General features: G+C 42.9%; 27 protein-coding genes and 3 pseudogenes. 16 read left to right on the top strand and 14 right to left on the bottom strand.

The genetic code is table 11. The features are described from left to right. Positions 1–109 precede the first annotated feature (109 nt). The gene (locus M0L20_RS25880; protein WP_248480060.1) at positions 110–715 is read right to left on the bottom strand and encodes a hypothetical protein; all 606 of its coding nucleotides are present in this window, start codon (positions 713–715) and stop codon (positions 110–112) included. 146 nt (positions 716–861) lie between these two features. Here M0L20_RS25880 and M0L20_RS25875 point away from each other — a divergent pair, with 146 nt between their 5' ends. The 6 genes and pseudogenes from M0L20_RS25875 (at position 862) to M0L20_RS25850 (ending at position 5,668) form a co-directional block, all read left to right on the top strand. Then, positions 862–1,020, top strand: coding sequence for a hypothetical protein (locus M0L20_RS25875; RefSeq protein WP_248480059.1), 159 nt, complete (start codon positions 862–864; stop codon positions 1,018–1,020). A 70-nt stretch (positions 1,021–1,090) separates the two neighbouring features. After that, positions 1,091–1,273 (top strand): hypothetical protein, encoded by a 183-nt coding sequence (locus M0L20_RS25870; protein ID WP_248480058.1) that lies wholly within the window; start codon positions 1,091–1,093, stop codon positions 1,271–1,273. Between the two features lie 39 nt (positions 1,274–1,312). Further along, positions 1,313–1,687: a hypothetical protein gene (locus tag M0L20_RS25865; protein WP_248480057.1), complete on the top strand. Its 375-nt coding sequence runs from the start codon at positions 1,313–1,315 to the stop codon at positions 1,685–1,687. A gap of 49 nt (positions 1,688–1,736) precedes the next feature. Next, a complete protein-coding gene (locus tag M0L20_RS25860) occupies positions 1,737–2,231 on the top strand; it encodes an integrase core domain-containing protein (RefSeq protein WP_248480056.1) in 495 nt (164 codons plus the stop codon). 531 nt (positions 2,232–2,762) lie between these two features. Beyond that, a pseudogene (locus M0L20_RS25855) lies at positions 2,763–3,119 on the top strand (DUF6463 family protein); the annotation flags it as partial. 644 nt (positions 3,120–3,763) lie between these two features. Next, on the top strand, positions 3,764–5,668 hold the full coding sequence (locus tag M0L20_RS25850; protein ID WP_248480055.1) for a peptidoglycan D,D-transpeptidase FtsI family protein: 1,905 nt from the start codon (positions 3,764–3,766) through the stop codon (positions 5,666–5,668). A gap of 112 nt (positions 5,669–5,780) precedes the next feature. Here the strand turns inward: M0L20_RS25850 and M0L20_RS25845 are convergent, their stop codons facing one another. The 6 genes from M0L20_RS25845 to M0L20_RS25820 all read right to left on the bottom strand — a co-directional run bounded on the left by M0L20_RS25845 (position 5,781) and on the right by M0L20_RS25820 (position 10,098). Continuing rightward, positions 5,781–6,083 (bottom strand): DUF1330 domain-containing protein, encoded by a 303-nt coding sequence (locus tag M0L20_RS25845; protein ID WP_232564141.1) that lies wholly within the window; start codon positions 6,081–6,083, stop codon positions 5,781–5,783. Between the two features lie 84 nt (positions 6,084–6,167). Continuing rightward, the gene (locus tag M0L20_RS25840) at positions 6,168–6,728 is read right to left on the bottom strand and encodes a glycosyl-4,4'-diaponeurosporenoate acyltransferase CrtO family protein (protein WP_248480053.1); all 561 of its coding nucleotides are present in this window, start codon (positions 6,726–6,728) and stop codon (positions 6,168–6,170) included. Between the two features lie 1,105 nt (positions 6,729–7,833). Then, entirely contained in the window at positions 7,834–8,331 is a 498-nt protein-coding gene (locus M0L20_RS25835) for a WG repeat-containing protein (RefSeq protein WP_248480051.1), read from the bottom strand. 359 nt (positions 8,332–8,690) lie between these two features. After that, entirely contained in the window at positions 8,691–8,915 is a 225-nt protein-coding gene (locus M0L20_RS25830) for a hypothetical protein (RefSeq protein WP_248480049.1), read from the bottom strand. A 273-nt stretch (positions 8,916–9,188) separates the two neighbouring features. After that, positions 9,189–9,890, bottom strand: a complete 702-nt coding sequence (locus M0L20_RS25825) for a recombinase family protein (RefSeq protein WP_248480047.1) — start codon at positions 9,888–9,890, stop codon at positions 9,189–9,191. Between the two features lie 4 nt (positions 9,891–9,894). Then, a complete protein-coding gene (locus M0L20_RS25820; RefSeq protein ID WP_248480045.1) occupies positions 9,895–10,098 on the bottom strand; it encodes a hypothetical protein in 204 nt (67 codons plus the stop codon). A gap of 133 nt (positions 10,099–10,231) precedes the next feature. Between M0L20_RS25820 and M0L20_RS25815 the strand changes: the two are divergent. Next, positions 10,232–10,910, top strand: a pseudogene (locus M0L20_RS25815) (recombinase family protein). A 365-nt stretch (positions 10,911–11,275) separates the two neighbouring features. Here M0L20_RS25815 and M0L20_RS25810 read toward each other — a convergent pair. Further along, positions 11,276–11,479 carry a hypothetical protein gene (locus M0L20_RS25810; RefSeq protein ID WP_248480044.1) on the bottom strand — a complete coding sequence of 68 codons (204 nt, stop codon included), beginning with the start codon at positions 11,477–11,479 and terminating at the stop codon, positions 11,276–11,278. 788 nt (positions 11,480–12,267) lie between these two features. Here M0L20_RS25810 and M0L20_RS25805 point away from each other — a divergent pair. Then, complete coding sequence (locus M0L20_RS25805) at positions 12,268–13,221, top strand: ParA family protein (protein ID WP_248480042.1); 954 nt, start codon at positions 12,268–12,270, stop codon at positions 13,219–13,221. Positions 13,222–13,229: 8 nt separating this feature from the next. Then, on the top strand, positions 13,230–14,171 hold the full coding sequence (locus M0L20_RS25800) for a ParB N-terminal domain-containing protein (protein ID WP_248480040.1): 942 nt from the start codon (positions 13,230–13,232) through the stop codon (positions 14,169–14,171). A 653-nt stretch (positions 14,172–14,824) separates the two neighbouring features. Here M0L20_RS25800 and M0L20_RS25795 read toward each other — a convergent pair. Further along, on the bottom strand, positions 14,825–16,216 hold the full coding sequence (locus tag M0L20_RS25795; RefSeq protein ID WP_248480039.1) for a replication initiation protein: 1,392 nt from the start codon (positions 16,214–16,216) through the stop codon (positions 14,825–14,827). A gap of 1,095 nt (positions 16,217–17,311) precedes the next feature. On the opposite strand from M0L20_RS25795, the gene M0L20_RS30415 reads away from it, so the two are divergent. From M0L20_RS30415 to M0L20_RS25785, 5 genes are all read left to right on the top strand, one after another. Beyond that, the gene (locus tag M0L20_RS30415) at positions 17,312–17,485 is read left to right on the top strand and encodes an aminotransferase class V-fold PLP-dependent enzyme (protein ID WP_354004282.1); all 174 of its coding nucleotides are present in this window, start codon (positions 17,312–17,314) and stop codon (positions 17,483–17,485) included. Next, a complete protein-coding gene (locus tag M0L20_RS30225) occupies positions 17,472–17,771 on the top strand; it encodes an aminotransferase class V-fold PLP-dependent enzyme (protein ID WP_262924026.1) in 300 nt (99 codons plus the stop codon). The genes M0L20_RS30415 and M0L20_RS30225 overlap by 14 nt, the downstream gene beginning before the upstream one ends. 59 nt (positions 17,772–17,830) lie before the next feature. Continuing rightward, the gene (locus M0L20_RS30220) at positions 17,831–17,923 is read left to right on the top strand and encodes an aminotransferase class V-fold PLP-dependent enzyme (protein ID WP_262924025.1); all 93 of its coding nucleotides are present in this window, start codon (positions 17,831–17,833) and stop codon (positions 17,921–17,923) included. Positions 17,924–17,979: 56 nt separating this feature from the next. Continuing rightward, on the top strand, positions 17,980–18,321 hold the full coding sequence (locus M0L20_RS30215; RefSeq protein ID WP_262924024.1) for an aminotransferase class V-fold PLP-dependent enzyme: 342 nt from the start codon (positions 17,980–17,982) through the stop codon (positions 18,319–18,321). Positions 18,322–18,877: 556 nt separating this feature from the next. Then, positions 18,878–19,258, top strand: a complete 381-nt coding sequence (locus tag M0L20_RS25785; protein WP_248480038.1) for a hypothetical protein — start codon at positions 18,878–18,880, stop codon at positions 19,256–19,258. Positions 19,259–19,395: 137 nt separating this feature from the next. Here the strand turns inward: M0L20_RS25785 and M0L20_RS25780 are convergent, their stop codons facing one another. Further along, on the bottom strand, positions 19,396–19,761 hold the full coding sequence (locus tag M0L20_RS25780) for a DUF2147 domain-containing protein (RefSeq protein ID WP_248480037.1): 366 nt from the start codon (positions 19,759–19,761) through the stop codon (positions 19,396–19,398). An 876-nt stretch (positions 19,762–20,637) separates the two neighbouring features. Between M0L20_RS25780 and M0L20_RS25775 the strand changes: the two are divergent. Further along, positions 20,638–21,048 (top strand): annotated as a pseudogene (locus M0L20_RS25775) (recombinase family protein); the annotation flags it as partial. Positions 21,049–21,581: 533 nt separating this feature from the next. Here M0L20_RS25775 and M0L20_RS25770 read toward each other — a convergent pair. Continuing rightward, on the bottom strand, positions 21,582–21,899 hold the full coding sequence (locus M0L20_RS25770; RefSeq protein ID WP_248480036.1) for a hypothetical protein: 318 nt from the start codon (positions 21,897–21,899) through the stop codon (positions 21,582–21,584). Positions 21,900–21,953: 54 nt separating this feature from the next. Continuing rightward, positions 21,954–22,106, bottom strand: a complete 153-nt coding sequence (locus M0L20_RS25765; protein WP_248480114.1) for a hypothetical protein — start codon at positions 22,104–22,106, stop codon at positions 21,954–21,956. A gap of 373 nt (positions 22,107–22,479) precedes the next feature. Between M0L20_RS25765 and M0L20_RS25760 the strand changes: the two genes are divergently transcribed. After that, complete coding sequence (locus M0L20_RS25760; protein ID WP_248480035.1) at positions 22,480–23,538, top strand: glycosyltransferase; 1,059 nt, start codon at positions 22,480–22,482, stop codon at positions 23,536–23,538. Positions 23,539–24,071: 533 nt separating this feature from the next. Here the strand turns inward: M0L20_RS25760 and M0L20_RS25755 are convergent. Together M0L20_RS25755 and M0L20_RS25750 are read right to left on the bottom strand one after the other, a co-directional pair. Next, positions 24,072–24,446 (bottom strand): response regulator, encoded by a 375-nt coding sequence (locus tag M0L20_RS25755; protein ID WP_248480034.1) that lies wholly within the window; start codon positions 24,444–24,446, stop codon positions 24,072–24,074. A 44-nt stretch (positions 24,447–24,490) separates the two neighbouring features. Further along, positions 24,491–25,225 (bottom strand): HlyD family secretion protein, encoded by a 735-nt coding sequence (locus M0L20_RS25750; protein ID WP_248480033.1) that lies wholly within the window; start codon positions 25,223–25,225, stop codon positions 24,491–24,493. Position 25,226: the final 1 nt, after the last annotated feature.

Genomic DNA, 25,226 nt, shown 5'->3' with positions numbered 1-25,226 from the left:
AGTTCTTATGTTAATGAACTATTCCTAGATCATCTGCCCTATACAGACCGTGAGATTGGGCTGGATTGTCCCTTGGATAGTGGGAGTGAAAAGAGAGTATTAGGGTACGTTAAGTGACTATGGTAAACCGCTCGTAAAGGGTGGTAATTGTTACTTCTTTCACGCCTTGTCGAGTGTAAATACGTCGTTTGTTGATCACGCGAAGTCGGTCATTAGCCTCAATGAAGACGGACTCAGGCTTGACCCACCGAATGGAGTCTGATTCGCCAACAGCTGTCACCACGATCTGGCTTAGATCATCAATAAAGGAGAACCGGTACGGACCCGCTTGATTCGCATAATTGACTAAGTGGGTGGGATTATAACTGAGCGTATCCCTCCCATTCCATTGAGTAGACCCTGAATAGGTGTTAATGTATTGCTCAGGCCAAAACTGAGAAAACAAGAACACGGATCCATAAACCGATTTGACCCGTAACTCCAAAAAAGCCCCGTAATTATTAAGCTCTAGGATCTCCTGGAGTAAGTTCGTGGACGAAGCGCCATCTAAATTGACATCTAGCGGCTCACTACTGGTCGAACTAACAACTTTATATTTACCATGAAACCGTTGATAAAGTGCTTCTACATCCTCTTTGGGAGGGATAGAGTCCGATTGCTGACAACTAACGGTTGCAATACATAGTAGGACAATGAGCATTAAAGCCGTCTTCATAAGTTGAGTTTGTGCGGAATAAATTTATTAAATAAGCTTAGGATAGTGAAGTAGTTCATTTGAGTGTCAGCGTTTAGTTAACGTAAAATCACTTATGTAACAGTACGTATGCTACTGAATTTAGTCAACACTAAATCAGTAAGCCAATGTATATTAGCGTATTACAACGAAATAAGAAAACTAGAAAATCGCTCCATTTTAAGCGACGCGTCGTATCGGTCTACCGAGCCGAAATTGCTCAGCCGGCCGATATTCAACAGTACCTGCATATTCCGCTCCGGGAATTGCGCCAGCTCAATCGCTGACGGTCCGCCGCTGCGGTATTACAAGCATCGACTAGCTCCTTTTCTGTACCCTTACCGGTATTTCAAGCGTATGAAAAAGCACAATCAGGAGGCCTATATCAAAGCCCTTGAGCGCCGATTGAGCGCCACCGAAGCCGAAAATCAGCACCTCAAACTTAAAGCTGAAGCCTTCGAAACGGCCATTCAAATTGCCGAAGAACAACTTCAGATCAAGATCCTAAAAAAGTCTGGTGCCAAACCGTCGACCAACTGACTCGTCCGCACCGGCGGCCCGGGCTATCCCCTGGTGGGCATGGAGCAGCTGTGTGGACTGTTTGGATTGACTCGATACGCCGGGTATGCGGCTACCCGGCGGCAGCAAAAAGTGGGTTTTCAGACTAGCTTGGTGCTGGCTGAGGTGATGCGGTTACGGCGGCAGGTACCTGGTCTAGGCACGACTAAGCTTCACGAGATGATGGCAGCGTTCTTGACTAATCATCAGATCAAGTTAGGACGCGACAAGTTACACAACCTGCTAAAGAGCAACGGATTATTATTAGTTAAGAAGCGCGCATACGTACGAACGCCTGACTCTGAACATGGCTTGAGGACGTATCCTAATCGGGTTAAAGATCTCAAACCAACGGCTGCCAACCAGTTGTGGCCGGGCCGCCGGTGCGGTAAGTGATCTAAGCTACGTTCGAGCGGGCACTAGCTTTGCCTACGTATCTGTTATTTTGGACGCTTACTCGCGCAAAATCGTGGGTTGGTCAGTGCACAAAACATTAGAAGCAAAAGGACCGCTAGCCGCTCTAGAAATGGCATTGACCGAACGAGGAAATAGCGACAAACCACTCATCCACCATTCGGATCGGGGTGTTCAATATTGTTCAGGGGCTTACATAGCTCGACTTCGAAAAGCGGCTATTACTATCAGTATGACCGAATCAGGTGACCCCAATGAAAATGCCTTGGCCGAGCGGGTTTTCCGTACATTGAAATACGACTTCCGACTGCAGGGCTTTGTCAATTTTAGCTTGGCCGAGACGGCCGTTGGACAGGCTATTCGGACTTATAATTCACTGCGCCCCCATGCGTCACTGAATTACCAGACTCCAAACCAAGCTCACCGGCAAGTTGGTCTTCAGCGGTTAAAATGGTATCCTTACAAGCGGGTTCGGTTTGGTAATGTGTCATTGCAAACTGACAAGCCGTTTTGTTCCCCTTTGTAGACCTATTTCAGTAGCATACGGTAATCCCGTTGCTGGAAACAATGAACAGTTGTTAAGTGTATCGTCACTATTGGCTGGAGCTTATGCATTAGAAGTCCTATTAGATGATCAGCGAATAATACATAAGCTAATTAAGGAGTAGATCAGCAAAGACGTAGTCATCACAAATTTTCGGACTTGAGTATAAGATAAACGGTTTACCAGTAAAGAAGGCCTTTAAGGAGACCAAGTCGTTTAACATCATTTGGTGATTGGTAAGCTGGATCAAATAGATATTCATCAATTAATATTATTATCTTCTCTACATTGTTTAACACAAAGTTGTGAAGTTCGCTTTGCAAAAATTGCGTCTTATTCAATAAGAGGTGAATCTCACTATAGGATGCTTTGCTATGTTGTAGTAAAGTAGGTATGTATTCGCTTTGATTCATACTTCTATCTTGGGTGTATAAGTGACCTAACTTTTGCAAAAGTCTCATTGCTTCTACAATACATAATGACCATGCTTTATAAAAATATCGGTCTTTTTTAGTTGCCACGGGATTACTTCATACTCTCCCAGGTATCCTTCTATTCAGTCTTCACTTGGTAACTACATATTCGGCTGGCTTATTTAACGGCATTGATCGGCACTTAGACCGAGGATTCGCTTTCTGGTTTGTTTTTGCGGGTTTGATCATGATAATCCTGGGCTATCCAATGGCTTGGGCATTGCGTAACAATGATATTCGATTACCTAAATCATTTGGCTACTTATTAGCTGGCGTTTGTTTAATTGGGGTTCTGTTGATACCTATCGGAGGCTTTTGGCTAGTTTCAGTACATGGTATTTACATCGTCGTTCAAGCGGATAAAGAGCATCAAGTTGACACGCAGTTGATTAACTAATTCTAAAACGTAACTTAAAGGGCTATTTTACTGATAGGCGTTAATAATTAGTAGTAACAATCATCTCATAAAACGATCCATTAAAATGGGGTGTTGTTTGAATTCTTGGCCGATTCAATCTGTTGCATACGGTTTAATAACCCCAAGTGATTCAGTTGTGCCGATCAGTTTCTATCCTTACTCGTTAACACTACTCTCTTCATTCGCTAGCCGATCGGCTACGCCAAACTGCTTATCTAATTCATGTATTATTCAATGAACGGTAGTACCTGGGTCTACATAGTAGGTGTACCTGTGGTTTTGTCGGGGTGATACCAGCCAAATAATAACCTTACTACCCGTCAAGTAATTTATATGACCCTCTCTCACCTGATTAACCACCAACCAGTAAACGCGCTTGTAAGTGGCAAACCAAAGAGTATCTACCAATTCTATACAGCCTCGAAAATGAACAATAGCAGAAAGGCTGTTGCCTAGGTGACCAACGAATACCTTGGTTATACCTAGTAAGGCCACTAGGTAATGCAAGTAAAATCCGATAGGGTCGGCATCTATTTGTGGATCAAAGCCATCGCAACAGCAGCATACAGTTATTGTATTAACTTTGTTGAGTTAATCAATAAACTAAGCAAGCAGGCATTGCCGTGGAGGAAAATCGTAAGTGGGTTGTTATTGGTGTTTTTTGTCTCGTTGCCCTGATTTATTTAGCCCGTTTATTCTATATACAGGTACTCGACGATACCTACTCACTCGGGGCTTCCAAAAACTCAATCAATCGGGTCATCGAGACCCCCTACCGGGGACAGATTTACGATCGAAACCATAAACTACTCGTCGATAATACACCCGTTTACGATCTGTACGTTACGCCTAAAAGAGTAATCATGGCGGATACGACCGCCTTCTGTACCTTGATGAAGCTGTCTAAAGCAGACTTTGACAGCCTGATGGGGTTGGCAAAGTCTTATTCGATGGTTAAACCATCACTCTTCAAACGGCGACTATCGAAGCAAGAGTTTGCCCGCATCCAGGATGCGTTAGTTGACTATAGGGGGTTTCATGCCCAGATCAACTCGGTTCGAATCTATCCCGGCCACACGCTGGCTAACACGCTGGGCTATGTCAGCGAAATCAGTCGCGATAAGCTCGATGCACAGGATTACCCCTATTATCGGCCGGGCGATTACATCGGACAGAGTGGATTGGAAAGTTATTATGAAGAACACTTACGGGGCCGGCGGGGCGTCAAATTCATGATGCAGGATGTGCATGGGGTTAACAAAGGATCGTGGAAAGGGGGCGCCTACGATACCCTAGCGGTGAAAGGCAAAAACCTTCTGATCAGTATTGATTCCGATTTACAGCGCTTCGCCGACAGCCTGATGATCAATAAAGTGGGAGCTATTGTCGCTATTGAGCCCGCTACGGGTGAGATTCTGGCGTCGGTATCAGCCCCAACCTTCGATCCAAACCTGCTTTCAGCCAGCAACTTTAGTAACCAGTACGGATCTTTGCTTAAAAATCGCTACAAACCACTGATTAACCGGCCAATTATGGCTAGTTACCGGCCTGGCTCCACGTTTAAGCTCATTCAGGCCCTAGTGGCCCAGCAGGAGGGCACCTTGACACCCCATACAGTGTACGGCCACGCTGGTTCGCCGATGCGCTGTCACTGTCGGGGGGGTAACGATTTACGGGGTGCTATCGGCAATTCCTGTAATCCTTACTTCTATCAGGTGTTTCGGCGGATGTTATATAACAACCATGAAACGAACACGTTTAAAGCCTCAGCCGTTGGTTTAGCCAAATGGCACGAACGGGTCGAACAATTTGGCATTGGTCAACAATTGGGTGTCGACCTACCCAGCGAGCGACGGGGTAACCTACCCGACGTGCCTTATTATGACCGGCTTTACAAAGGTAAAAATCGCTGGAAGTTTTCGTATATATCCTCGCTGAGTATTGGCGAGGGGGAGTTGCTGATTACGCCCCTGAAGCTGGCCAACTTAGCCGCGACTATTGCCAATCGGGGTTGGTATATAACCCCTCACTACCTCAAAGGCTTCGAAACGATGGGTGCGCAACTGCCTGAACAATACCGAAAGCACCATGCTACCGGCGTTGACCATCGCTATTACCTGCCGGTCATCGATGGAATGCGCCGGACTGTTGTGAGTGGTAGCGCTAAGTCGGCCAATTTGGCTGGGCTCGACATTTGTGGCAAAACGGGTACGTCGCAAAATACGAAATACGGTCACCAGTTTGATCATTCCATCTTTGTGGGCTTTGCTCCTATGAACGCTCCAACCATTGCCGTAGCCGTTTTTGTGGAAAACGCCGGTTGGGGGGGGGATGTGGCGGCACCCATCGCTGCGTTGGTGATTGAGCGGTATAATAAGGGGCGCACCGAGACAAAGTGGTTAGCCAATCGGCTCCGGGCGGCCCGGTATCTGCCCCCCATTGGTGGACTAAGAGCGTCTAGAAAAGTAGCCCCCTTAAAGAAGGACACTATGACGGAGCAACGACGAGATCTAGTGGTTGCTCCTTAACCGCTTCGCCCCCAGTCACAGCTAACCAGTATGCAGCCGTCAGCTGTTAGCCTAACACCAATCCTTGAAACCCCACCAGATTTAGATTAAGAGATTAAAAAAAGCAGTGGCTCTAAAGCCTTGTTCCTTTTACCAAAATAGTGGATTTTATGGATTGCTCTTTTAGATGCAAGAACCGGTTGCGCTCTTCATCATGCATAAAATTGGTAAAGTCATTCTCGCTTTCGAATTCAACGAAATGGATCTCGTAGGGTTGATCGATCGTGTGCTCAATAATTGCGCTTTCACTAGGTCGTATCCTCAATAAAAGCTGTCCATTGTATTTTGAAATGATTGGAATAGCTATATCCTCAAATTGATGAAAAACCGCTTCCTCTCCTTCCTTGACGTAAATAAGTTGAGTGATAAAAACCATGTTTCTCCAGGATGTGTCTTACGAGTTATCAAATCTTCTCTATACTGCTTGTTGTATAAGGGGCATCGTGTAGACCTAGACCAACTAATTATAAACGCTGCTGGTCTCTAAGGACCTAAATTTTACCAGCATCCGCTGTAATCTGGGACGAGTGTAGCGTTGCAATAAGATAGGATGAGCATTTAAAAGCAGATTCGATAGAATCAACCAGCGAGCATACTGAAGTGAATAAGCCAGTAGCACGTACCCTATTAGCAACAAGACAACGCTGCCAACTACTAAATGGCCTACTTCGGCCACGCGAGTGGCTCGTTCGTAAGCCTCAAAAGCAGTCAGCCCTTTTTTAAGTGGTGTCTGCTTTTGTCTAATTTTTTCCCATCCGCTTTTCAATAAGATGGCTCGGTACCACTCGACCCCTAGTCGTCGATAGAACGTTCCTTTATTTTCGAAAGGGTAGGCATCAAAGTAGGTGGCGTTCAGGGTTGGTTTAAGCAGTGATTCTCTAGTTGTGAACCAGAACATGAGCCCAAAGTTGACGACTAAACCAAAGCCCGCTGAGGTCACCTTCAGGCGAAGGAGCATAAAGCTGATTGATAGTGAGGCCAGGGTGAGGAGAAGCAGAATTTTTACCCATTTAAGCAGCATACCAAGACTTGTTTGTTCTAATTTTTCTTAATGAGGATCTGTACAGATATGCTCTAATTATTGGAAGTTAAGTACTACAGAATGGAAGACAAAAACAAGGCTTGTCTTACAGCTGTATGACAGAGGGCGAGGTCTGTGTTGACGTTTTGCTAAATAGTATAGGGAAGCAGTGTTTCAAATAACGCCCATTTCACAGTGATTATATACTGGCCTTGTTGCACACTGATTCTTTTTAGCTTCAGAAGTCTCAACTGGGTCGCCGGAGTGATTGCCGTCTCTCGAATCAACGTATCTTTTTCTAGCATACCCTTGAGTTTGTGACCGGGCCGCCGGTGTGGACTATTCCCCTCATTTCCTTAATGACTTTTTTGACGGCTGACCGTTTATAAAGCTTAGCAAAAAAAGTGCAAAATAGAATCTCTTCTGTTGCATGCTGAACAATAAAACGCGGTAACGGCCGTTATATATCTGTTATGCTTCTTCAGCCCCAGCACTAAACTCGTTGGGGCTTTTTCATTGGCCTACTGCTACCTTTATGGATATAGAACCTATATCTGATCAACCTCCCTCCCAGCCTGATCCCCTACCGATCCAAAAGCAGCATATTGAAGACGCTACTGATTTTTTTAAGTATTTGTGATGGCACCGGCCACCTGGAGCTTGTCGACGGGCTATGACAGTGGCTATTATTGGGAAGACGTTCAACGAACCCTACGGATTGCTGCGGGTATAGAGAAGTGGCCTGACTAAGGACCTTCCCCTTGAACTAGTGAATTAGTAACCAATATCGGTTAACATTAAATTTATTTGTTTTATGATATTTTCACAACGCACGTTTATAAAATGATGGATAGTACCCTTTCCTAGTTTGCCATTTATTAGAGAAACCTTCAAGCAAGGTTATTGATACGCTTGAGCCTTACTAAAGTTAAAACCAGTTCGAGCACTTCTAGCGCAGGGGCCTGAACTGGCTAATTACCCTTCGAAACAAACTATTGAGCCAGATAAAGAGTAGTAATCCAAGAATAATCAACACTGCATCCAGCTTATAAGAGAAGCCCATGAATTTCTCCCTGCCATCTAGGAAAAGTTCATACCGAAGCCATTAGCGCTCAACGATCGTCGTTACCTGGTCAAAGGGGAACGCTTCGTCGTAGATGAGCGGAATAATCATTCGACCACTCGTATCGATAAAGCCGTATTTGTCCTCCATGCGAACCATCGAGAGGCCATGCTGAAAATACGAGGCAAAATCATAGGTCAACGGCGTGCGCACCTGACCCGACTTATCGATATGGCCGAACTTGCCATGAATGGTCACTGCTGACCGATCTTCGGCTGTAAAGCCGGTCGCTTCATCGTATAAATGGGTGATGCGCAGCTTGCCCGTTTTGTCAATACAGCCCCATTTACCCTTCTTTTTGACCCAAAACAAGCCGTTGGTTGGCTTGCGGGTATCGGTATAGTCGAAGGAAACAATCAGTTCCCCGGTTAAAGGACTCACGTACCCGTACATACTCCCATATTGCACCCGTTGCAGGCCTTGGCCTGAATAGGTGTAGTCGACATCAATGGCATCGAGCGCCACTGGAACTTTCAGCATCAAATTGCTGTCAATAATGCCGAATTTACCTTGGTATTTAAACGGCGTGACGTGTTTGGATTGCTGAATCTGCAGGGTGACAAAGGGAGTAAAATTGAAGTTAAGAGTAAAGTATTCGCCCTTTCGCCACCACAGCACATCTTCTTTAGTGTCGTGGTTACACGTAAAATCGAACGTCGATTCATTAATTAGATAGTCTTTTGAATAGTGCTGAATAGGAATCTTGTACAGCTCTTTTCCAGTCTGATCAATGTAGGAAAGCCCGTAATGAGAGCCAGCCGGATAAATGACCCACGTTTTGCCATTACGGTAGCGATGTACTTAGGCTCGATGATGACCCTCCCCTGTTTATTGATAAATCAGTGTACACTCTGTCCTTGCGGACTCAGCTGCATAGGCACAAACTCGGCGAGCCCTTCTTCAAATTCGCCAATGTCGCGGTAAGCGGGAGTTAGTTTACGCCCGTTCTTATCCGTGAGAAAGGTTTGGTAGGAATGACACGACCTCGTAATCTTTTTGACTACATAGACTTCACCATAGTCCTGGCATTCATCATACGCTGTGAGCCAGGCTTGGTTTGGCACAGGCTGAGTCTGGGCGAATACCCCAGTTGATGGCCCGAGTAGTAAAAAAACCGTCAGGGTTCGAAGTGTGTCCAGCAGGTTTTGGAACCGCGGTCTTTTAAATGTATACCAGGTACTCCTAAAGCACTGTTGGCACATACATCTTGGTCAAAAAGAGAAGGACTATCCTTTCTAGATGTCGTGGCTTACCGTATTCCATACCATGACGTAGGAAAATGTAGATTTAGTTTCGTTTGTGGAACAACCGAGTTTACATAAAGCAGGAATACAGCCCTATTTCCTCTGCTGTTGTCGCTTCAGTAAGCGCATGACCTGAGTGGCCTGAAAAGCACAACCCCGTACCGTTTGAAAGCCGGTCTGGTTGAGGTGGTCGGCAATTTGAGCATAATTCTTGCCACCCTTGTACATCATGTCGGCAACGGATAAGGCCCGCCGGTTGGCCGGGTTGGCTAGCGCGTTACGTCGGGTAGTCTCCCCACCCTTCTGCTGACCCTGTGCGGTCAAATTCTCCAGCTTACCTAGTTTTGCTCCCTGGGCAATCTTAGCGGCTAGAGCCGCTCGAGTGCGCGCGCTGATTAATTCCCGGTCATGTTGAGCCAGTGAGGCAAAAATACCAATGGTTAAGGTGTTGGCATCGGGCATATCGACGCACTGGAAGTTAACCCCCGAATCCCGTAGCGCAAAGATAAAGGAGGCATTGCGGCTCAGGCGATCCAGTTTGGCAATGGCCAGAATAGCCCCCTCTTTCTTTGTGCGCTCAATGGCTGCTGCCAGTTGACCGCGCTGGTTGTTTTTACCCGACTCAACCTCGGTATACTCTGCCAGGATAACCCCCTTGATAAATCCGGCCGCAGCCGTGCGTTGGGCTTCCAATCCCAACCCTGAATCCCCTTCTGCTTTTGTAGATACGCGGTAGTAGGCGACGTATTGGGTGGGGCCTGTGGTGGCTAGGGCCGGGATTAGTTTCTCGGTCATTCGCTCACAGAATTACTTTGTTAATCCGAAAGGTGAGAAAGGAGTATTTCTTGGAAAGCTCCATGAGTCTGGTTTGGGCTTCTTCCAGGCTTAGTTGCTCGGCAGAGTCGGACACGGGCAAAAGTGCCCCGGTCGAGTCATCAAATTCTTTGAGAGTGATCCACTCCCCCTGGACGGGAGTAAGAAACTGAACTTCATGATAAATCATACCTTGTTTACTTTACCTACTTCGCTCTGGCTGATCAAAAATAGGATTTCTTATTTACTTTACAAGGCTTGAACGGGATGTTCAGAAAATGTAAAATACATTCTATCTTCCTTAAGAATTTATCTTTTGTGCCGTGGAACATCATTTTGGATACAAACAGTACGTTGCGTACTTTCGAGTATCGACTCAACGACAGGGGGCTAGTGGTCTGGGCTTATCGGCTCAACACACCTCCGTCAGTTCCTATATTTATAATAGAGGTGAGATTGTGGCTGAATTCACGGATATTGAATCAGGCAAAAAAAAATAATCGACCTGAACTACTTAAGGCTATAGCATATTGCAAAGAGAAGAGGGGAGTCCTGCTGATTGCTAAGCTTGACCGGCTAACGCGTAATGTAGCCTTTATTTTTACCCTTCGCGATTCGGGTGTCGAGTTTGTTTGTGCTGATATGCCCGAAGCCAATACGCTCACCATCGGGGTAATGGCTACTATGGCTCAGCACGAACGGGAAGTCATTGGGAATCGGACCCGCAAAGCATTGACCGAAAAGAAACGGGCTGGCTTCCAGTTGGGCAAACCTGAAAATCTCATTTCGGAGGCTACTCAAAAAGGGTTAGCTATCCGGCAGCAGAATGCCCGCGAGCACGAAAACAATCGACGAGCCGCTGCCTTCGCCCGGTCACTGCGTGGGGCCGGTGAGAGCTGGAGTGCCATTGCCGCAACACTGAACGAGAATGGCTTTCGTACGCGTCGAGGTAAACAGTTTCAAGCCGTGCAAGTACAACGAATTATTGCACTCTTCAACTAACGGGAGGGTATTATTTACTATCTAGGTAAATAATACCCTCCCTGACTCTGTGACAAGCGCCACCACCGGGTACATCACATCGTTTTTATAGAGAGTATTCTTCAGGTGCAGATTCATTGTAGCCAATGTACCAGATCTTCCGATACAGATGCACAACGATTCCACCTTGTTGGTTCAAATTTTCTGCTAACCGAGCGTCAACTTTGACACATCGCCATCGAGCAGACCGTACATCAATGTGTCAGTATGATCTTAGCTGATTATAAAGCTAAACAGACGGACATCGGCAGTTACCACCGTCGAGTTAGTATATATAAGCGTTTTTTTGCAAAATCGCCTTTAAGCGAAGTACATCTGCCGCTTTTCTAAATGGCTTCTCCAGCGATCTCTATACTTGCTAGATTTACGTAGCGAATTTCGTAGAGAAATATGATATATGCGTTCTTATTGTTAAATCCCTGGATTGAGTGCCGAGCACTGAAACTGGTCATTGGCAACACAAAAGCGAGTTGAGCCAGCGCCGGGGACAAGGCCAGTACCAGGTAGATCGGTAGGGTAATGCCTTTCATAGGGTTTATTGTGCTTCTAAGAAAAAGTTATAGCCTGCCCACGCCCGAATAGTAGACTGGCGAACGTTTTGCGAAGCGGCCATTCGGGCCGAGCTAATGACGGTATTGGCCAGGCCACATATACCCGGTAACTGAGCACCCTGAATGGCTGAGGAGCGGAGTTGACCGTTTACCTGACTGCATCAATCGGCCACCCAGTTACAGACTACTAACTATAACATAAGCCGGAGCAGAGATCATTAGACAACTGACAAATGGCGTACAGAATGGTATTCATAGACATCGGCTGTTATTGCTTCGGGAAAACCTGCTGGCCGTCCTTGATCGCCTGATCTTCATGTACGACAGCCGGGATCATTCAGGCAATGACTTTCTTGCTGCCATAATTACCTCCGCTCAGCACCGCGCGGGTTGGTTGCTTGCGGGAGCCACCGGTGAGCGCCGTTAGAATAGACTTTTTACTTCAGCCGCATCAGACAATCGAGTAGCGGTTAGGTTATCAGTTATACACACATCAGCCATGTACCGCTCCCCCTTACCACCTGAATCCAGAATAGAAATAAGATAAAGCGCAACATAACAACAAGGAAAATTAGCTTTGCCTGACGCTTGTGAAAGAAACCAGTATCAGTATAGATATTCCAATTTTTATTTATTGTTGTAATTATAATAACACTAGCATGAGCATTTATTAAATAAATGAGAATCTTATCAGAAGTAAAAACTATATTGCATCTTCGACTCATTTGCCCTTCTTTTGTAATAAAATCTATACATAACGTATCACTATGTTAACTCAACACAGTGTCCAGCTTTTTCTAAAACATAATCCCGCTTTAACTATCTCTGTACTTGAAAAGGAAGCTGGTTTACCCAAGGGTACTATTGCTCAGACCTTAGCTGGTACACGATCTTTGAATGCTAATCATTTGGCTAAACTAGAGCCTGTTTTGATTAAGTATGGATATTTAGAAAGCCTATACACAAAGGCTCGAGTTATTGCGGTGATCAACCACAAAGGGGGCGTTGGTAAAACAACGACCACTTCTTCCCTAGGTTCAGCTCTGGCTAACAGAGGATTTCGAGTTCTATTGATTGATTTGGACCCTCAGGGTAACCTGAGTCAGATACTTGGCGTTGAAAACCCTGAGCAGCAAGTTGCTCATGCGTTACTTTCAGATTCTCCCCTACCCATTGTACCAATCTCCGAGAATCTAAGCCTATCGCCTTCAGATATAGAGTTAGCGGATACAGAAGTACAACTCATCCTGAAAGTAGGGGGAGATCTAAGGCTGAAAAACAAGCTCAAGCCTATCCTACCAAACTATGATTATGTACTTATCGACTGTCCGCCCTCACTGGGTAAACTAACCACATCAGCCATGAATGCCGCTCATAGTTGTCTAATCACTTTGCTGCCCGAAATTTCTGCTGTGAAAGGAGTCGACTCCCTGTTGAGACGATTTATGGAAGTGAAAGAAAATCTTAATGCAGAACTTGTGGTTGACGGCATTGTCTTTACGATGGTAAAGAAAAATTCGGTGCATGAGGGTATTAAAGAGAGCGTACGACAATCGGTACCCTGTCAGATATTTAAGACACAGATTAAACACCTCGTTGACTTTCAGAAATCTCAAATTATGCAAATGCCGATCAATTCGTTTGCTAGTCAATCGGATGCGGCCAAGAACTATGCTGATTTCTGTGATGAATACATTGACTACTTACAGATTGTTAAATAAACTACCTCATGGCAAAGCTGAACCTACAATCCGCTATTCATAAGAACGTCAAAACGACCCTGAGCAATGCCTTTAGTAGTACAGAACATATCAAGCAACAAATAGCTATTCTCGATGAACTACGGGGCTGGATACCCGCGCCAACCCCAGACGAGTATAAGCAATTGGAATTAAATATTGCTGCTAATGGTTGCCGAGACTCGTTAATCCTTTGGGAAACAACTCAGCAGCAGGTTTATCCAGATTCGCCAAATCCAAACCATTCTCTCTATGTATTAGTCGACGGCCACAACCGCTATCAGATTTGTAAATCTCGAAACATTAGCTTTAATATCCAGCTAATGGATTTTACTGATTTAAAGTCTGTAAAGGATTTTATGATCGATCTACAGTTGGGTCGCCGTAATTTAACTCCGCAACAAATCACTTATTTTAGAGGGCTGCGATACCTTAATGAAAAAACGGAAAAAGGAAAATACGATCGGCGAAGCGAATTCAATAAAGTCGATGAATCCCTTCAATCAAAAGTTGCTAACAAGACTATAACTTCGGAGAAGGTTGAATCTACAGCCGAAAAGCTTGCTATTGAGTATAATGTTGGCCGTAACACCATCTTACGAGATGCGGAATATGCAGCTGGTGTAGAACAACTGACCCCTGAACTTAAGCAGTCTATTCTCACAGGATTAGTTAAAGTAGAGAAAGCTCAACTTCAAAAGTTAAGCAAAATACAACTGGATCAACCGATTCACAGTATCGATGCACTAAAACAGATTGTCGTCGGATCGGAAAAATCTAGTTCTGTTCTACCTGATAAAAAGCAGCTAAGAGAAAAAACGGAATCGGAGTTAAATGAACTGATGAGAGAACTAATACAGGAAAAGGTACTGACTCGTAAACGAATCGAACAACTGATTGAAAAAGCTTCTCAACTAAAAACAGTCATATAACAACTAGAAGCATTTCCTAACATCAATAATGTGATTATCAACATTTTACTCATAAGTCCCAAAATGGGACTTATGAGTAAAATGTTGATAATCACATATAATTATTTCGAATTTCGAGTGGAAACTCAGACAAGCTAAAGAACAGCATCTGAATCTGCAATCGCATCTGTCCTTCCTAGAAAGTAGTTTGTTTAGGGTCACAAGTTGTCGATAGCCGCTCCGAAAAAACTAGGAGTGATTGTACAACTCAGATAGGATCGAATAGCCCGGCGAGTTTAATTTAATACCATCAGGAGGTATCTATCGCAAAGCCTTCCGATGATGCATTCAGTAAGTTATGCTGTTCCAACACTATCGGGCTCTTGGGATTCCTGAAGTGTTATTGACGACAGATGAATAAAACCGCTTTCTCCGAAGTGTATAGCTGGCGAATGACGAGATAATTAATCACAGACTAGCCAAGTTTCTCCACAAACTGCTTTATGCTCTTAAACTCCTGCGTTTGTTACGTCCTAACATACATAAGTTGATCAAACCTCTTCTTGTTTATGAGTATATTAGACATCGAATGAAATATCATTAATAAAAATAGAATGAGGATTTTAGCAATCAGCTTGCTAATGCTTACTGCTTCAACTATTGATTATGAATTTTTATAGATATTTCCAAAACCCTTTTTCTTTTGCAACTAGCTTATCAATGCTTTGCATAAACATAACGGCCAGTTCATCATCAGATTTTTTGTGATATTCATATCCATATAAGTATCTGACTACATCTTGTTTCAACGTTTCACCATCATATACGTCATGTCTTCGAATCTCGTTTTTAGCTATCCTTTCTAGCAAAAGAGTCAAGAACTCATTTTTTTGTTCTGGCTTAGCTTTCTTACCAAGCTCAGTATAATACTTTTCACGATAGTTATCCAGTCCACGTTTGATAGCCGTTTCTATCTCTCTGTGTACTTTCATTGTGTCGATATTACTACGTTTTAAAGCTTGATTTCTAGCTTTACCCTTCGCTGATTCATTTTTGATAGCAACGTGCAGATACGCAATAAGCGATTGTATCTTGATCCCTTTATCAGCTTGTTCTTTGGCTAGTACGAGTACATCATGTACACGCTCTCGACCGTAATTCCCGACTAAAACCGCCAGTTCCTGAACATCAATTTTTTCAATTTCATACGCCAGTTTGAGTAGTTCTTGATCTGGCTCAACCGTTAAGGGTATGACAGTTTGGGGGGGCAAAGGAACATCAATGAGCGGCGAAGTCTTGCCTATGACAGTTTGGGGAAGTAAAGGGACTTCGATGATAGCCGGAGTCTTACCATTATCTTTAACGGTAAAGCTAATTTTGTGAACAGGTGTATTTGGATTATTCGGACGCTCTCTAATTAGTATATAATCAAAGGCTATGTCAGTCCTTTGCTTTAACTCGTCTTGGCATTTATCTAGCACACGCCGTTTGAAATCTCCAAACAGTTTGTAGTCACCCTCTTTTACTCCTAAAATCCCCCTTAATTCGTCATACCTAATCGTAGCCTTACCAGCCCAACGCCAGGCCTTAAGGTACAAATACATGCGAATAGAATGATTTGACTTTAAGACTCTTGTGTTTTCAATTTGATAATGAAAAAACTCTCCCTCAGCTATCTCAATGAAGTACGGTTTGAGTTTTTCCGATAGCTCAATTTCAATGAATCGACTGCTTTGATTCTCAAATATTTCGACAGAGGCAAAGAAGTTAGCTTTAAGCTCGCCCCCCCTTTTTGTCTTAGGTATGTGAATCGTGATATTACGCATTTCTTCAATTTCCCGCTTCAGCTCTGCGGTATCATTAGTAGAAACACCAATATTTTTTAAAAACTCTCTGATATACAGCTTATAAAACTTTTCTTCCGGGTTGTTTTTGGCAAGCATAGCCACCTCCAAAAATACCTTTTGCTGATTACGACTGAGGTCATATTTGGCCATTGCCACTGCATTCTTTAGTATTACCAGTTGCTCAGACTCAATAGGTTTTACTTCTTTGTTTTTTGCCATACCACTGCTACTTAACAGGAATCATCAGCAAGTTATGACTTTTTTTATAATGTCATATAAGCATCCTCTTTTTGTCATAGCTTATTCCCTTTCTTGTCATGGCTTCCCCCCCTTTTTGTCATAAAAACTCCCTTTTTTTGTCATAACTAAGTTTCTTAACTTACTGAAAGTCAATACATTATTAGCTATCTAAATTTATTTAAATTTCACAAAATACTCTCAAACAAAAATTGAGAGTATTTTAGCTCAAAAACCATTTGACAAGTTAAAAAGTCGAATCCATTGAAAAGATAAGTGGGTATGACAAAAAAGGGAAGATGCGAGGTATGACAAAAAGAGGATGTTTAGATGAACTTAAAATTAATAACTGTATTTAGCGGACTTAGGACATATTAAGCCGTTCCGCAAGAGACTCGATAAGTGGCAATGTAAGCAGAGTATGGCCGAAGCTGACGATTCCCACAAAAACCGCACCGGCAGACCAGCTTATGGAGAGTCTTTTCGGGTGGGACTGCTCCTGCAACTGTATTATGAACTTGCAGGATGTGTATGGTGAGATGTTTAACTATATTGAAGGCTACCGTTCCCCGATTGACTTTGAAAACCAATATTATCAAACTATTTTATCAACCTCTCATAAGTAAAGTGTCCGGCCAAACGGGCCCACCCAGCCGTGAACAAATTGATCTTCTCTTCCATAATTTAATTGTAAATATTCGCAAGAGGCCAATGGCGTATGTACGAGACCTGAAGGGCTAAAGCGACCGTATTCCGCCTAGCATTCAAGCGGGGTACGCTACTTATAACCGAGCGGATTGGTTCACAGATTGGTCCGCGTAACCCTTTATCATACTTCGGTTTGCTAATTGGGGCTGTTAGCGTAGCAGAGGCATGTTGGATGGCTTAACAAACTACTCACTCGCTTAATTGTTCTTGACTTATTCAAGCCAAATTTTCAAAAAGCGAAAACTTAGTATCTATCATCTATAGTTCTAAACGGATGACGTTCAAACAACCCTCATAGTAGCTTACAGAAAGTAACTCATTCTTTGTAATTTTCGATTTTATGATAAGGTCATAAGCTGTTCATCTTGTATGGAGGATTACATATACCTCGACAATAATGCAACTACGAAATTCGCTCCGGAAGTCCTACAAGCGATGATTCCGTACTTGTCAGAATATTATGGTAATGCTTCAAGTGCACACGGGTTTGGTAAGGAGATTAGCAATGCGGTAAAGGTAGCTCGTGAGCATGTACCAAATTGACTGTGAGTCTAATAAAGTAGTGTTTACCGCGGCTGCGACAGAGGCAATTAACTTAGGTATCAAAGGCTGTGTAGAAAATCAACCTGATCAAAAGCGGCATATTGTGACAGTAGAAACGGAGCCTGCCGCGGTGCTTGATGTTTGTCTGTATTTGGAGACACATGGCTACGAGGTAACATATTTACCAGTTGACAGAGATGGTTTAATTGACCTTAATGATATTTGTTCTACTTTGAGACCTGATACGGCTTTGGTAGCTGTAATGATGGTCAACAACGAAACTTGAGTTATATACAGTTAATTAAGCAGGTTACTCAACTCGCGCACGATGTAGACGCCTTATTTATGACAGATGCGACCCAAGCTGTGGGTAAAATACCAGTTAGTATTGATGAAAACGACGTTAACTTGATATCATTTTCGGCGCATAAGTTTTAGGTCTTAAAGGTGTCGGCGGCTTGTTTGTGCGGCAACGTTATCCTCGTCGTGTCCGATTGACCGCTACAACGCATGGTGGTGCCCACGAGCGGGGCTTACGGAGTGGAACGCGGAACGTACCAGGTATAGTTGGAATGGGTCGGGCTTGTGAACTGGCGCAGAAATCGAAGGTCGCTGATGTCGAACGAGTTGAGGAGTTACGGGATCATATAGAAGTATTGCTTTTAGATATTGATGGCGCTTTTATAAATGGTAGTGGAGTTAACCGACTTTATAACGCTACAAATATCACGCTTCCTGGTACAGACGTGAACGTTCCGATAGGCCAATTGAGAAACATAGCTCGGTCGAACGGATCGGCCTTTTCATCGGCGATGTATAAACCGTCTTATGTCTGAAAGCAATGGGTTTGACTGACGATGAGGCATCTGGTGCCATCCGAATTTCATTAGGTCGATACACTAGAGAAAGCGATATTTATCGGGCGGCTGAAACCATCAAACAACGGGTCCATGCTGTCCAATATTGATTTTCCCAGGAGCGAGGAATACAGAAGTGTGAGAATGAGCCTTTAGCTTTCTATATGGAAGCGTTGGTTGAAAGCACTCGGCTTGATCTGCTATTAGGGTATTTCAGTTTGTCGGCTATCAATATATTAGCGCTGGAATTTGCTAAATTTATCAGTAACGGTGGGCGGGTTCGTTTGGTCATTAATCATGTACTGTCGGCGAATGATAAGGCTGCAATTATTGAGTGAGCGAATACATCCGCCGATTAGTATGATTTTTCAATCCATGGTTTTCAAACGCTCCGGAAGGCACTGAATAAGTATGGCGACCACTTCTTTGCTTGTTTAGCCCGGTTGATAGCTTCTGAGCGGATGAAGATTCGTGCGATTAAACCTAGAACAAGCGAGGTATATCGCATTACAAGTCCGGTATCTTTTACGATGGTGTGAACAAGGTACGCTTTAAAGGTTCGTTTAATTTTACGGCTTATGGCTTGCTCGAAAACCTTGAAGAGTTGGACCTAAAGTTGTCCTGGAAAGTGGGCAACGAGGCTTTTACCGAATACGAAGCATACTTTGACTGCTTATTCAACGGCCGTAGCGACTACGCTGATTTTGTGCCATTTGAGCAAATAGAAGCAGCTATTGTTCGAGATTACGGCGGTAAAGAGTTTGATGAGTTGTTGATGGATGAACAGAGATTAGCAGCCAAAAAAGCGCAGCAAACCTGCAGCGTTTTGTACCAAAAAGCAGTAGAAAGAATCTTGCGTAAGATCGATATATATACCTGTTACACCCCAATTTCCATACGAGAGTGGCCCTCGTGATTATCAGAACGAAGCTTATCGGAATTGGGTCAATAATGAATTTCAAGGAATTTTTGCCTGGCAATAGGCACAGGTAAGACTATAACCTTCTCAGTGATAACACCTTTTAATCCCACTTATAGATAGTTCACTAACAACTATCTCTTTTCTTGGCGGGTCATCTCGAACTTGCGGTGAAACAATTTGAGTCCTTTGTATACGGTTACAGCTATCGTGTTTGGCTTAACCATAGCTATCTCAACGTTTAAGGCAATCCCCGTCTTAGGATGAATCAAGCGCCCCTTTGACCACAACTCGCCATCATACTGAAGATTGCGTATTAGTAGACTGTCTTTTACCAAGCCAAAGTTTTGCTCGCCTGCCTGATCGACCTCCGCCACTCGAGCAAAGTAAAGACCCGATTGCCGGTATACATCAACGCTGGAGCCTTTAGAAGGAAATTGCCACCGGCCAATGAGTTGATCCGCGGGTTGGTACGATACAGCGTTTATCAGAAACAGCATAACTAATAATAACCAAGCCCGGCATCGGTCTATGACTAGGCACATGGGTTGTGAAAGCGATTTCAACAGAGAATAGGCTTTAAGTGATTTGCGGTACGGGTGTGATGAATTGACAAACGCATTCAACGTGCTATAATGAATACTCATTTTAAGTCATTAAGGTTTATAACCAAACGTGTTCTTTACCAGTCTGGCAAGACCAATGCGACCGGAGTGCGTTGCCAGTCTGGGTAGTGACGAGTTGATTATTTATTATCAAAGACACTCATCGTTGAAGTGTATCGAAGCAGATGTTAAGATAGGTCTTGTTACAAATCATAAACGGTCATCTAATATTCGAAACGATCTAGTCGAGTGTTGGCTAATTGCTTTTGTAGAAACCCAATCATAACCAATACATATAGCTTCGAACCTAGAGTTAATCTAAATATTTCTTTGTTAGCAGGTGTACCTAAGCTCGAAAGTTTACCCGGTTCACCGCCTTTCCAGCCTTTTGAGCGGGTTTACCAGGATAGGTGTACCCTACTGAAGAGTCGTAGCAGGCTGGCTTCATCGTTACCAACGTTCGGGATACTACTGGGTATTACATGAGGTATTACCCAGTAGTGTTACCGGAGGGTGAAAAGTAAGATATCAAGTAACACCTTTCGGCCCAAAAAGTCCAATCCTGTGGTGCTTACCAGTATCTTTCGGCGATAACACCTCCGCTGTCTGGTATTGCCGGTAAACCCGCTCAGAAGGCTGGAAAGACGATAAACTAAATCCGGTAATATCGCTGACAAGGGTAGTATCAGCACTCTAGTTATGTAAAGCAAGCGTGGAACCTCATTTTGCACCATGCAAACCTTCGTCGCTTACTACTGAGTCTCCACTAAAAAGCAAGGCCAGTCCGGATTAGGCCTCGATGCCCAACGCAGCAGTGTACTCAGTTTTGTCAAAGATCAAACGCTGCTGGTAGCTGAATTTTGTGACATCGAATCGGGCAAGAATGATCAACGGCCTGAATTAAGGAAGGCCATTGACTATGGCAATCGCCACAACGCACTTCTGGTCATTGCCAAGCTTGACCGGCTGAGTCGGAACATGACCTTTGTGTCTTCGTTGATGGATTCGCATGTGAGCTTCGTGTGTGCCGACATGCTCGATGCCAATGAGTTCACAATTCATATTTTCGCAGCTCTAGCCCAGCAGGAACGGAAAATGGTCGGCGAGCGTACTAAAAAAGTCCTAGACGAGAAACTGCTTCGGGTGGGTCAATGGCGCAAAGGGGCCAACTCGTTTCTCTAGCCCGATGTGTCCGCTAAAGCCGCTTAGTTAAATCAGTTACGAGCAGCCAATAATGAAAACAATCGCAAAGCGGCTGAATTGATCAGTGCTTTAATGGCCACTAATACCAGTTATGTCGAGATGGCTGAGCGGTTAAATCGGGCGGGGTTTAAGACTGCCCGGGGAAGTCGTTTTCAAGCGACCCAAGTGATGAGGTTAGCGAAACAACTTGATCGAAGTTGATTTAGACAGGACATCTTCCCGCAGGATTAGAAAAATGCCCTGTAAATAACCAATCACAAATGGTCAAAAAATTAGTGGCGGCATCAACGTGCTGTTGCTGTAGATAGGGTTGATTGGGGTGCTAGGGGAGTTGATCAGATCGACCGTCTATGTTCGTACGTAAGCGCATATTTTGTTTGAGTAAAAGGGGTTTTTGGGTAATTGTTCAACCGATGCGTATAACAGACCACATTTGTCTCAGCTATGATAACGATGAAGTATCAGTTGAAGGGGCGTACTTAAAAGACCGTTCAACTGATACTTCATCGTTATCATAGCTGAGACAAATTGACGTAACTACAGCACACAAAGCCTAGATAACGTTTGGGACGGTGAGTGTAGGGGGTGAGTTTGAACTGCTTTCGACTAGCACGGTACCGATAAAAATGAGTCCCCACGCGTAGCGTTTGGGTCGGCGAAACGGCGCTTGGGTTCAGATCGTCTTCCAAGGTGTGCAGACTACCCCGAGTCTGCGCCGCTAGCAGGTAATAATCGGGTTGGTAGGCCAACGCTGTATCGCTGCCAGTCGTGCCGCAGAGCACTACGTAGACGGGTTTGGTTAACCACTTTAGTAAACCCACATCGTTCACCTGACTAAGGTTATCGGTGAAATTCTTTACTCCAGCGGATAATAACTGTTCATATTAAAAATTTGTCGTCGGCAGATTGGCTACTGATTGTTCGCCTTGCAACCCTTCTAGGACAATGCGGCTTTTTTCTTCAGCGGTGTACTGTTGGCTGGTTTGTCGCTGGACGTCTTTGATAATGGATAAAGCGGGCTTATGCTCAGCAGACATAGAGGGGAAAGCGGCAGCCGGTTTTCCTGTAGATTTTTTTTGGCTAAATTAGACATTACTAAGGCGATTTAGGATGAGACAATTTAAAGAATTGTCTCATCCTATTTGTCTACTTTTACTTGACGACGAACAGTTAGGCATATTAACTTTACCAACAAATTGGATTTCCTTATTTAGATAAAAATAGGCTTAATAAGTAGACACCTATCTTGTTGTTTTAATTTGAATAGCTACACACCAAGATGCTTGTCAAATATTTTTTATTCTAATCAATAAGACTTTTCTTTTCGGTAATCTAAAAAAAATGAATTTTAAAACATTTTTAATATATTTACTAAATCAGCATTAATATCTTTCTTTATAAGAAAATCCAATGAGAAACGTAGCTATTATTACAGATGTAGATTTCTGGCGTCACGGTTCAGGTAACCGAGTAAGAATTCGCTCATTGGTATCGTACTTAAATCAATATGTTAATTTAACGGTAATTCTAATTAATCAGAACATTCAATACAAAGATAATTTTAATCCATCTAATATTCAGTTTGTCAGTATTAATAACTACGATACGAAAGTACAACAAAAATTAGTTAAATATATACTCAAAAAATATCAATGTGATTGTTGCATTGTTGAATATATTCACTTAACTTATTTGATTGAAAGCTTACCAGATTCAATAAAAAAATTTCTTGATACACACGATATAATCAGTCGGCGCAATGAGTCATTTTTAGAAGCTGGGTACAAAGATAATTATACAGCTAACATTAGTTTTCAAGAAGAACTTGACTTCTATAAAATTTATGATTATATCTTAATGATAAAAGCAGAGGACTACGATTTGATTTCCAAGATTTTGGTAGAACCGAAAGTACTTTTAGTACCACATGCGTCAACAATATATAAGCCATCGATACGTAAGAATGCCTTGAATGTTGGTTATGTAGCTAGTACTTACTTACCAAATATTGATGGTATTAATTGGTTTATAAATTCTGTATGGGATAACATTAAAATAACAAAACCAACATTAAACATCTATGGGAACATATGTAGCTATATAAACGATTATAAAAATATAAAGAAGCATGGGTTTGTAAATAATGTCATGATAGCTTACGAAGCTGTTGATATAATAATAAATCCTGTTCGCTTTGGAGCGGGTATTAAGATTAAAAACATAGAAGCTTTGTGCGCAGGTTTACCTTTACTAACAACAACACATGGTATTTTAGGTATGGACGATGCAAAGGATGTAGCATTATTATCTGCTGATAGTGCAGAGCAATTCAAGGAATTGTTGGAATTACTACTCAGTGATTATGATCTACGTTTTCGATTAAGTCAGCAAGCCTATAAGTATGCCAGTAGTAGATTTAGTTCAGAAGTTTGTTACAGAAATTTACTAGACAAAATACTATCTAGCTAACCTGTAAATAATATTATTTACTATCTTTAAATTAAGAACTATGATGTTATTTATTAATAATTAATTAATAGGTACTTTATATACTGTTTTTGGTGAAAAAAGTAGATCAAATCAAGATTTTTATAAGGTCGTTTTTTGTATTTGCATTTTTAATATTTTAGTTAATTGTTATATATTTTTCGCGAAAAATATATACTTTCTAGTCTATGAAGACTTTCGTATAATTTAGAATTATAGCTATACTTACTTAAAAAAAGTCTTTGTATTAGGTAACTAGCATACTTAAAATTTTCAATTATAATTCGTTACAGACACTTGGAGTAGCGCTAAAAGCCGACATGGACCTATTCCATCTTTCGATCTTATTCAGTAGCGATTTTAATAGATTTTATTACCCTTTATTTCTTACATGTAATGAAGATTTGATAATATACATTGTTTGATCACTCTCACCTACTCCATATAATAATTCATTTCAAAAGATTGAACACTTAACCAAACTTCTTTAATACCTTGTCTAAACCCGGATACTTTTATAGTTGCTTAAAGCTGTCAACACTAGCAGCAAACATCTTGAATGAAAACGGTTTTTGCAGATACGCAACGAACGGAAAAGGAATTTCACCTAATTCCTTCAGATAGTACCCTGTTGTTAAAATAATACCAGAGTGGTGAGTTAAAATAGGACGTAACAGAGGAGCTACCTTAACTGGCAACTGACCTAAGCTCATAAAAAGCAGATCTGGAATATGAGTCTCGAAACAGGCATACGATGTTTCCTGAAACTCGGCCTCCCATCTAAATTCTAGTTCGGGCAACTGGGTAATGTAACTTTTGATAAGTTGACGCTGAATGGCGGTCTTTTCAATAATACCGCAGGTAATGCGTTGTCCAGAGGCCGCTTCCATTGGTTTATTTCGAGACTATTTGTTTGTATGTAATTAAAAAACTTTTAAAATAAAGTGGCAAAGATGCGCTGAATCAGACGTTTTTCATCCAGCATAATCTCTGCTGTCCCCTTAAGCAGAGGCTGAACCGGCAATTTGTTATCCGTGTTAGTAATTAACCCCCGGGTTAATTTCACGTTGGCCCGGTAGTGGTTATCCAAAGATACAGGGACGACGTTGCTAATCTTGCCTTCCAAAAAACCAAACTCGCTGCTAGGATAGGCATCTAGCCGAATTAATACGCGCTGATCAGCGTTGACTTTTCCGGCTCCTTTAAGTGGCAATTTAAGTTGAACTTCGTAATGCGTCACTGGAGGGACGACTAGCATCATGTACGCTTTGGGATTATTGTTTACGCCTTTCAACAAGTATGTTCGACCGGACACCTTGGCGCGCACGGGCGTCGCTACTTTCTTACTTCCGTCAACTTCAAAAATTAAGGTATCACCAACCTTAACCCGTTGCCCATCGTAGATGTTAGGGCGGTAGGTTATGTTGGGGTCGGTGATATACCATGTCACTTTTTGAGGTTGGTCACGTGCGTTAATCAGCGCTTCCGCCGTTAGTGTGTCGGGGTATTGTACAATATTCGCGGTCAACAGCAACAAAGCAATAACAGCGAAAATAACCACATTACCCCATCGGATAAGCCAGTGGGGAACATGACCAATAATTTCCTGCATTTCGTCACTGTACGAGTCGTGCCGATTGTTGAGACCCTGTATTTGTTCGACTGGCATG

It is taken from the genome of Spirosoma liriopis (assembly GCF_023196085.1).
GTDB classification, from domain to species: Bacteria; Bacteroidota; Bacteroidia; order Cytophagales; family Spirosomataceae; genus Spirosoma; species Spirosoma oryzicola.
The sequence above is the reverse complement of the archived record's forward strand: the minus strand, read 5'-3'. Positions and strand labels throughout refer to the sequence as shown.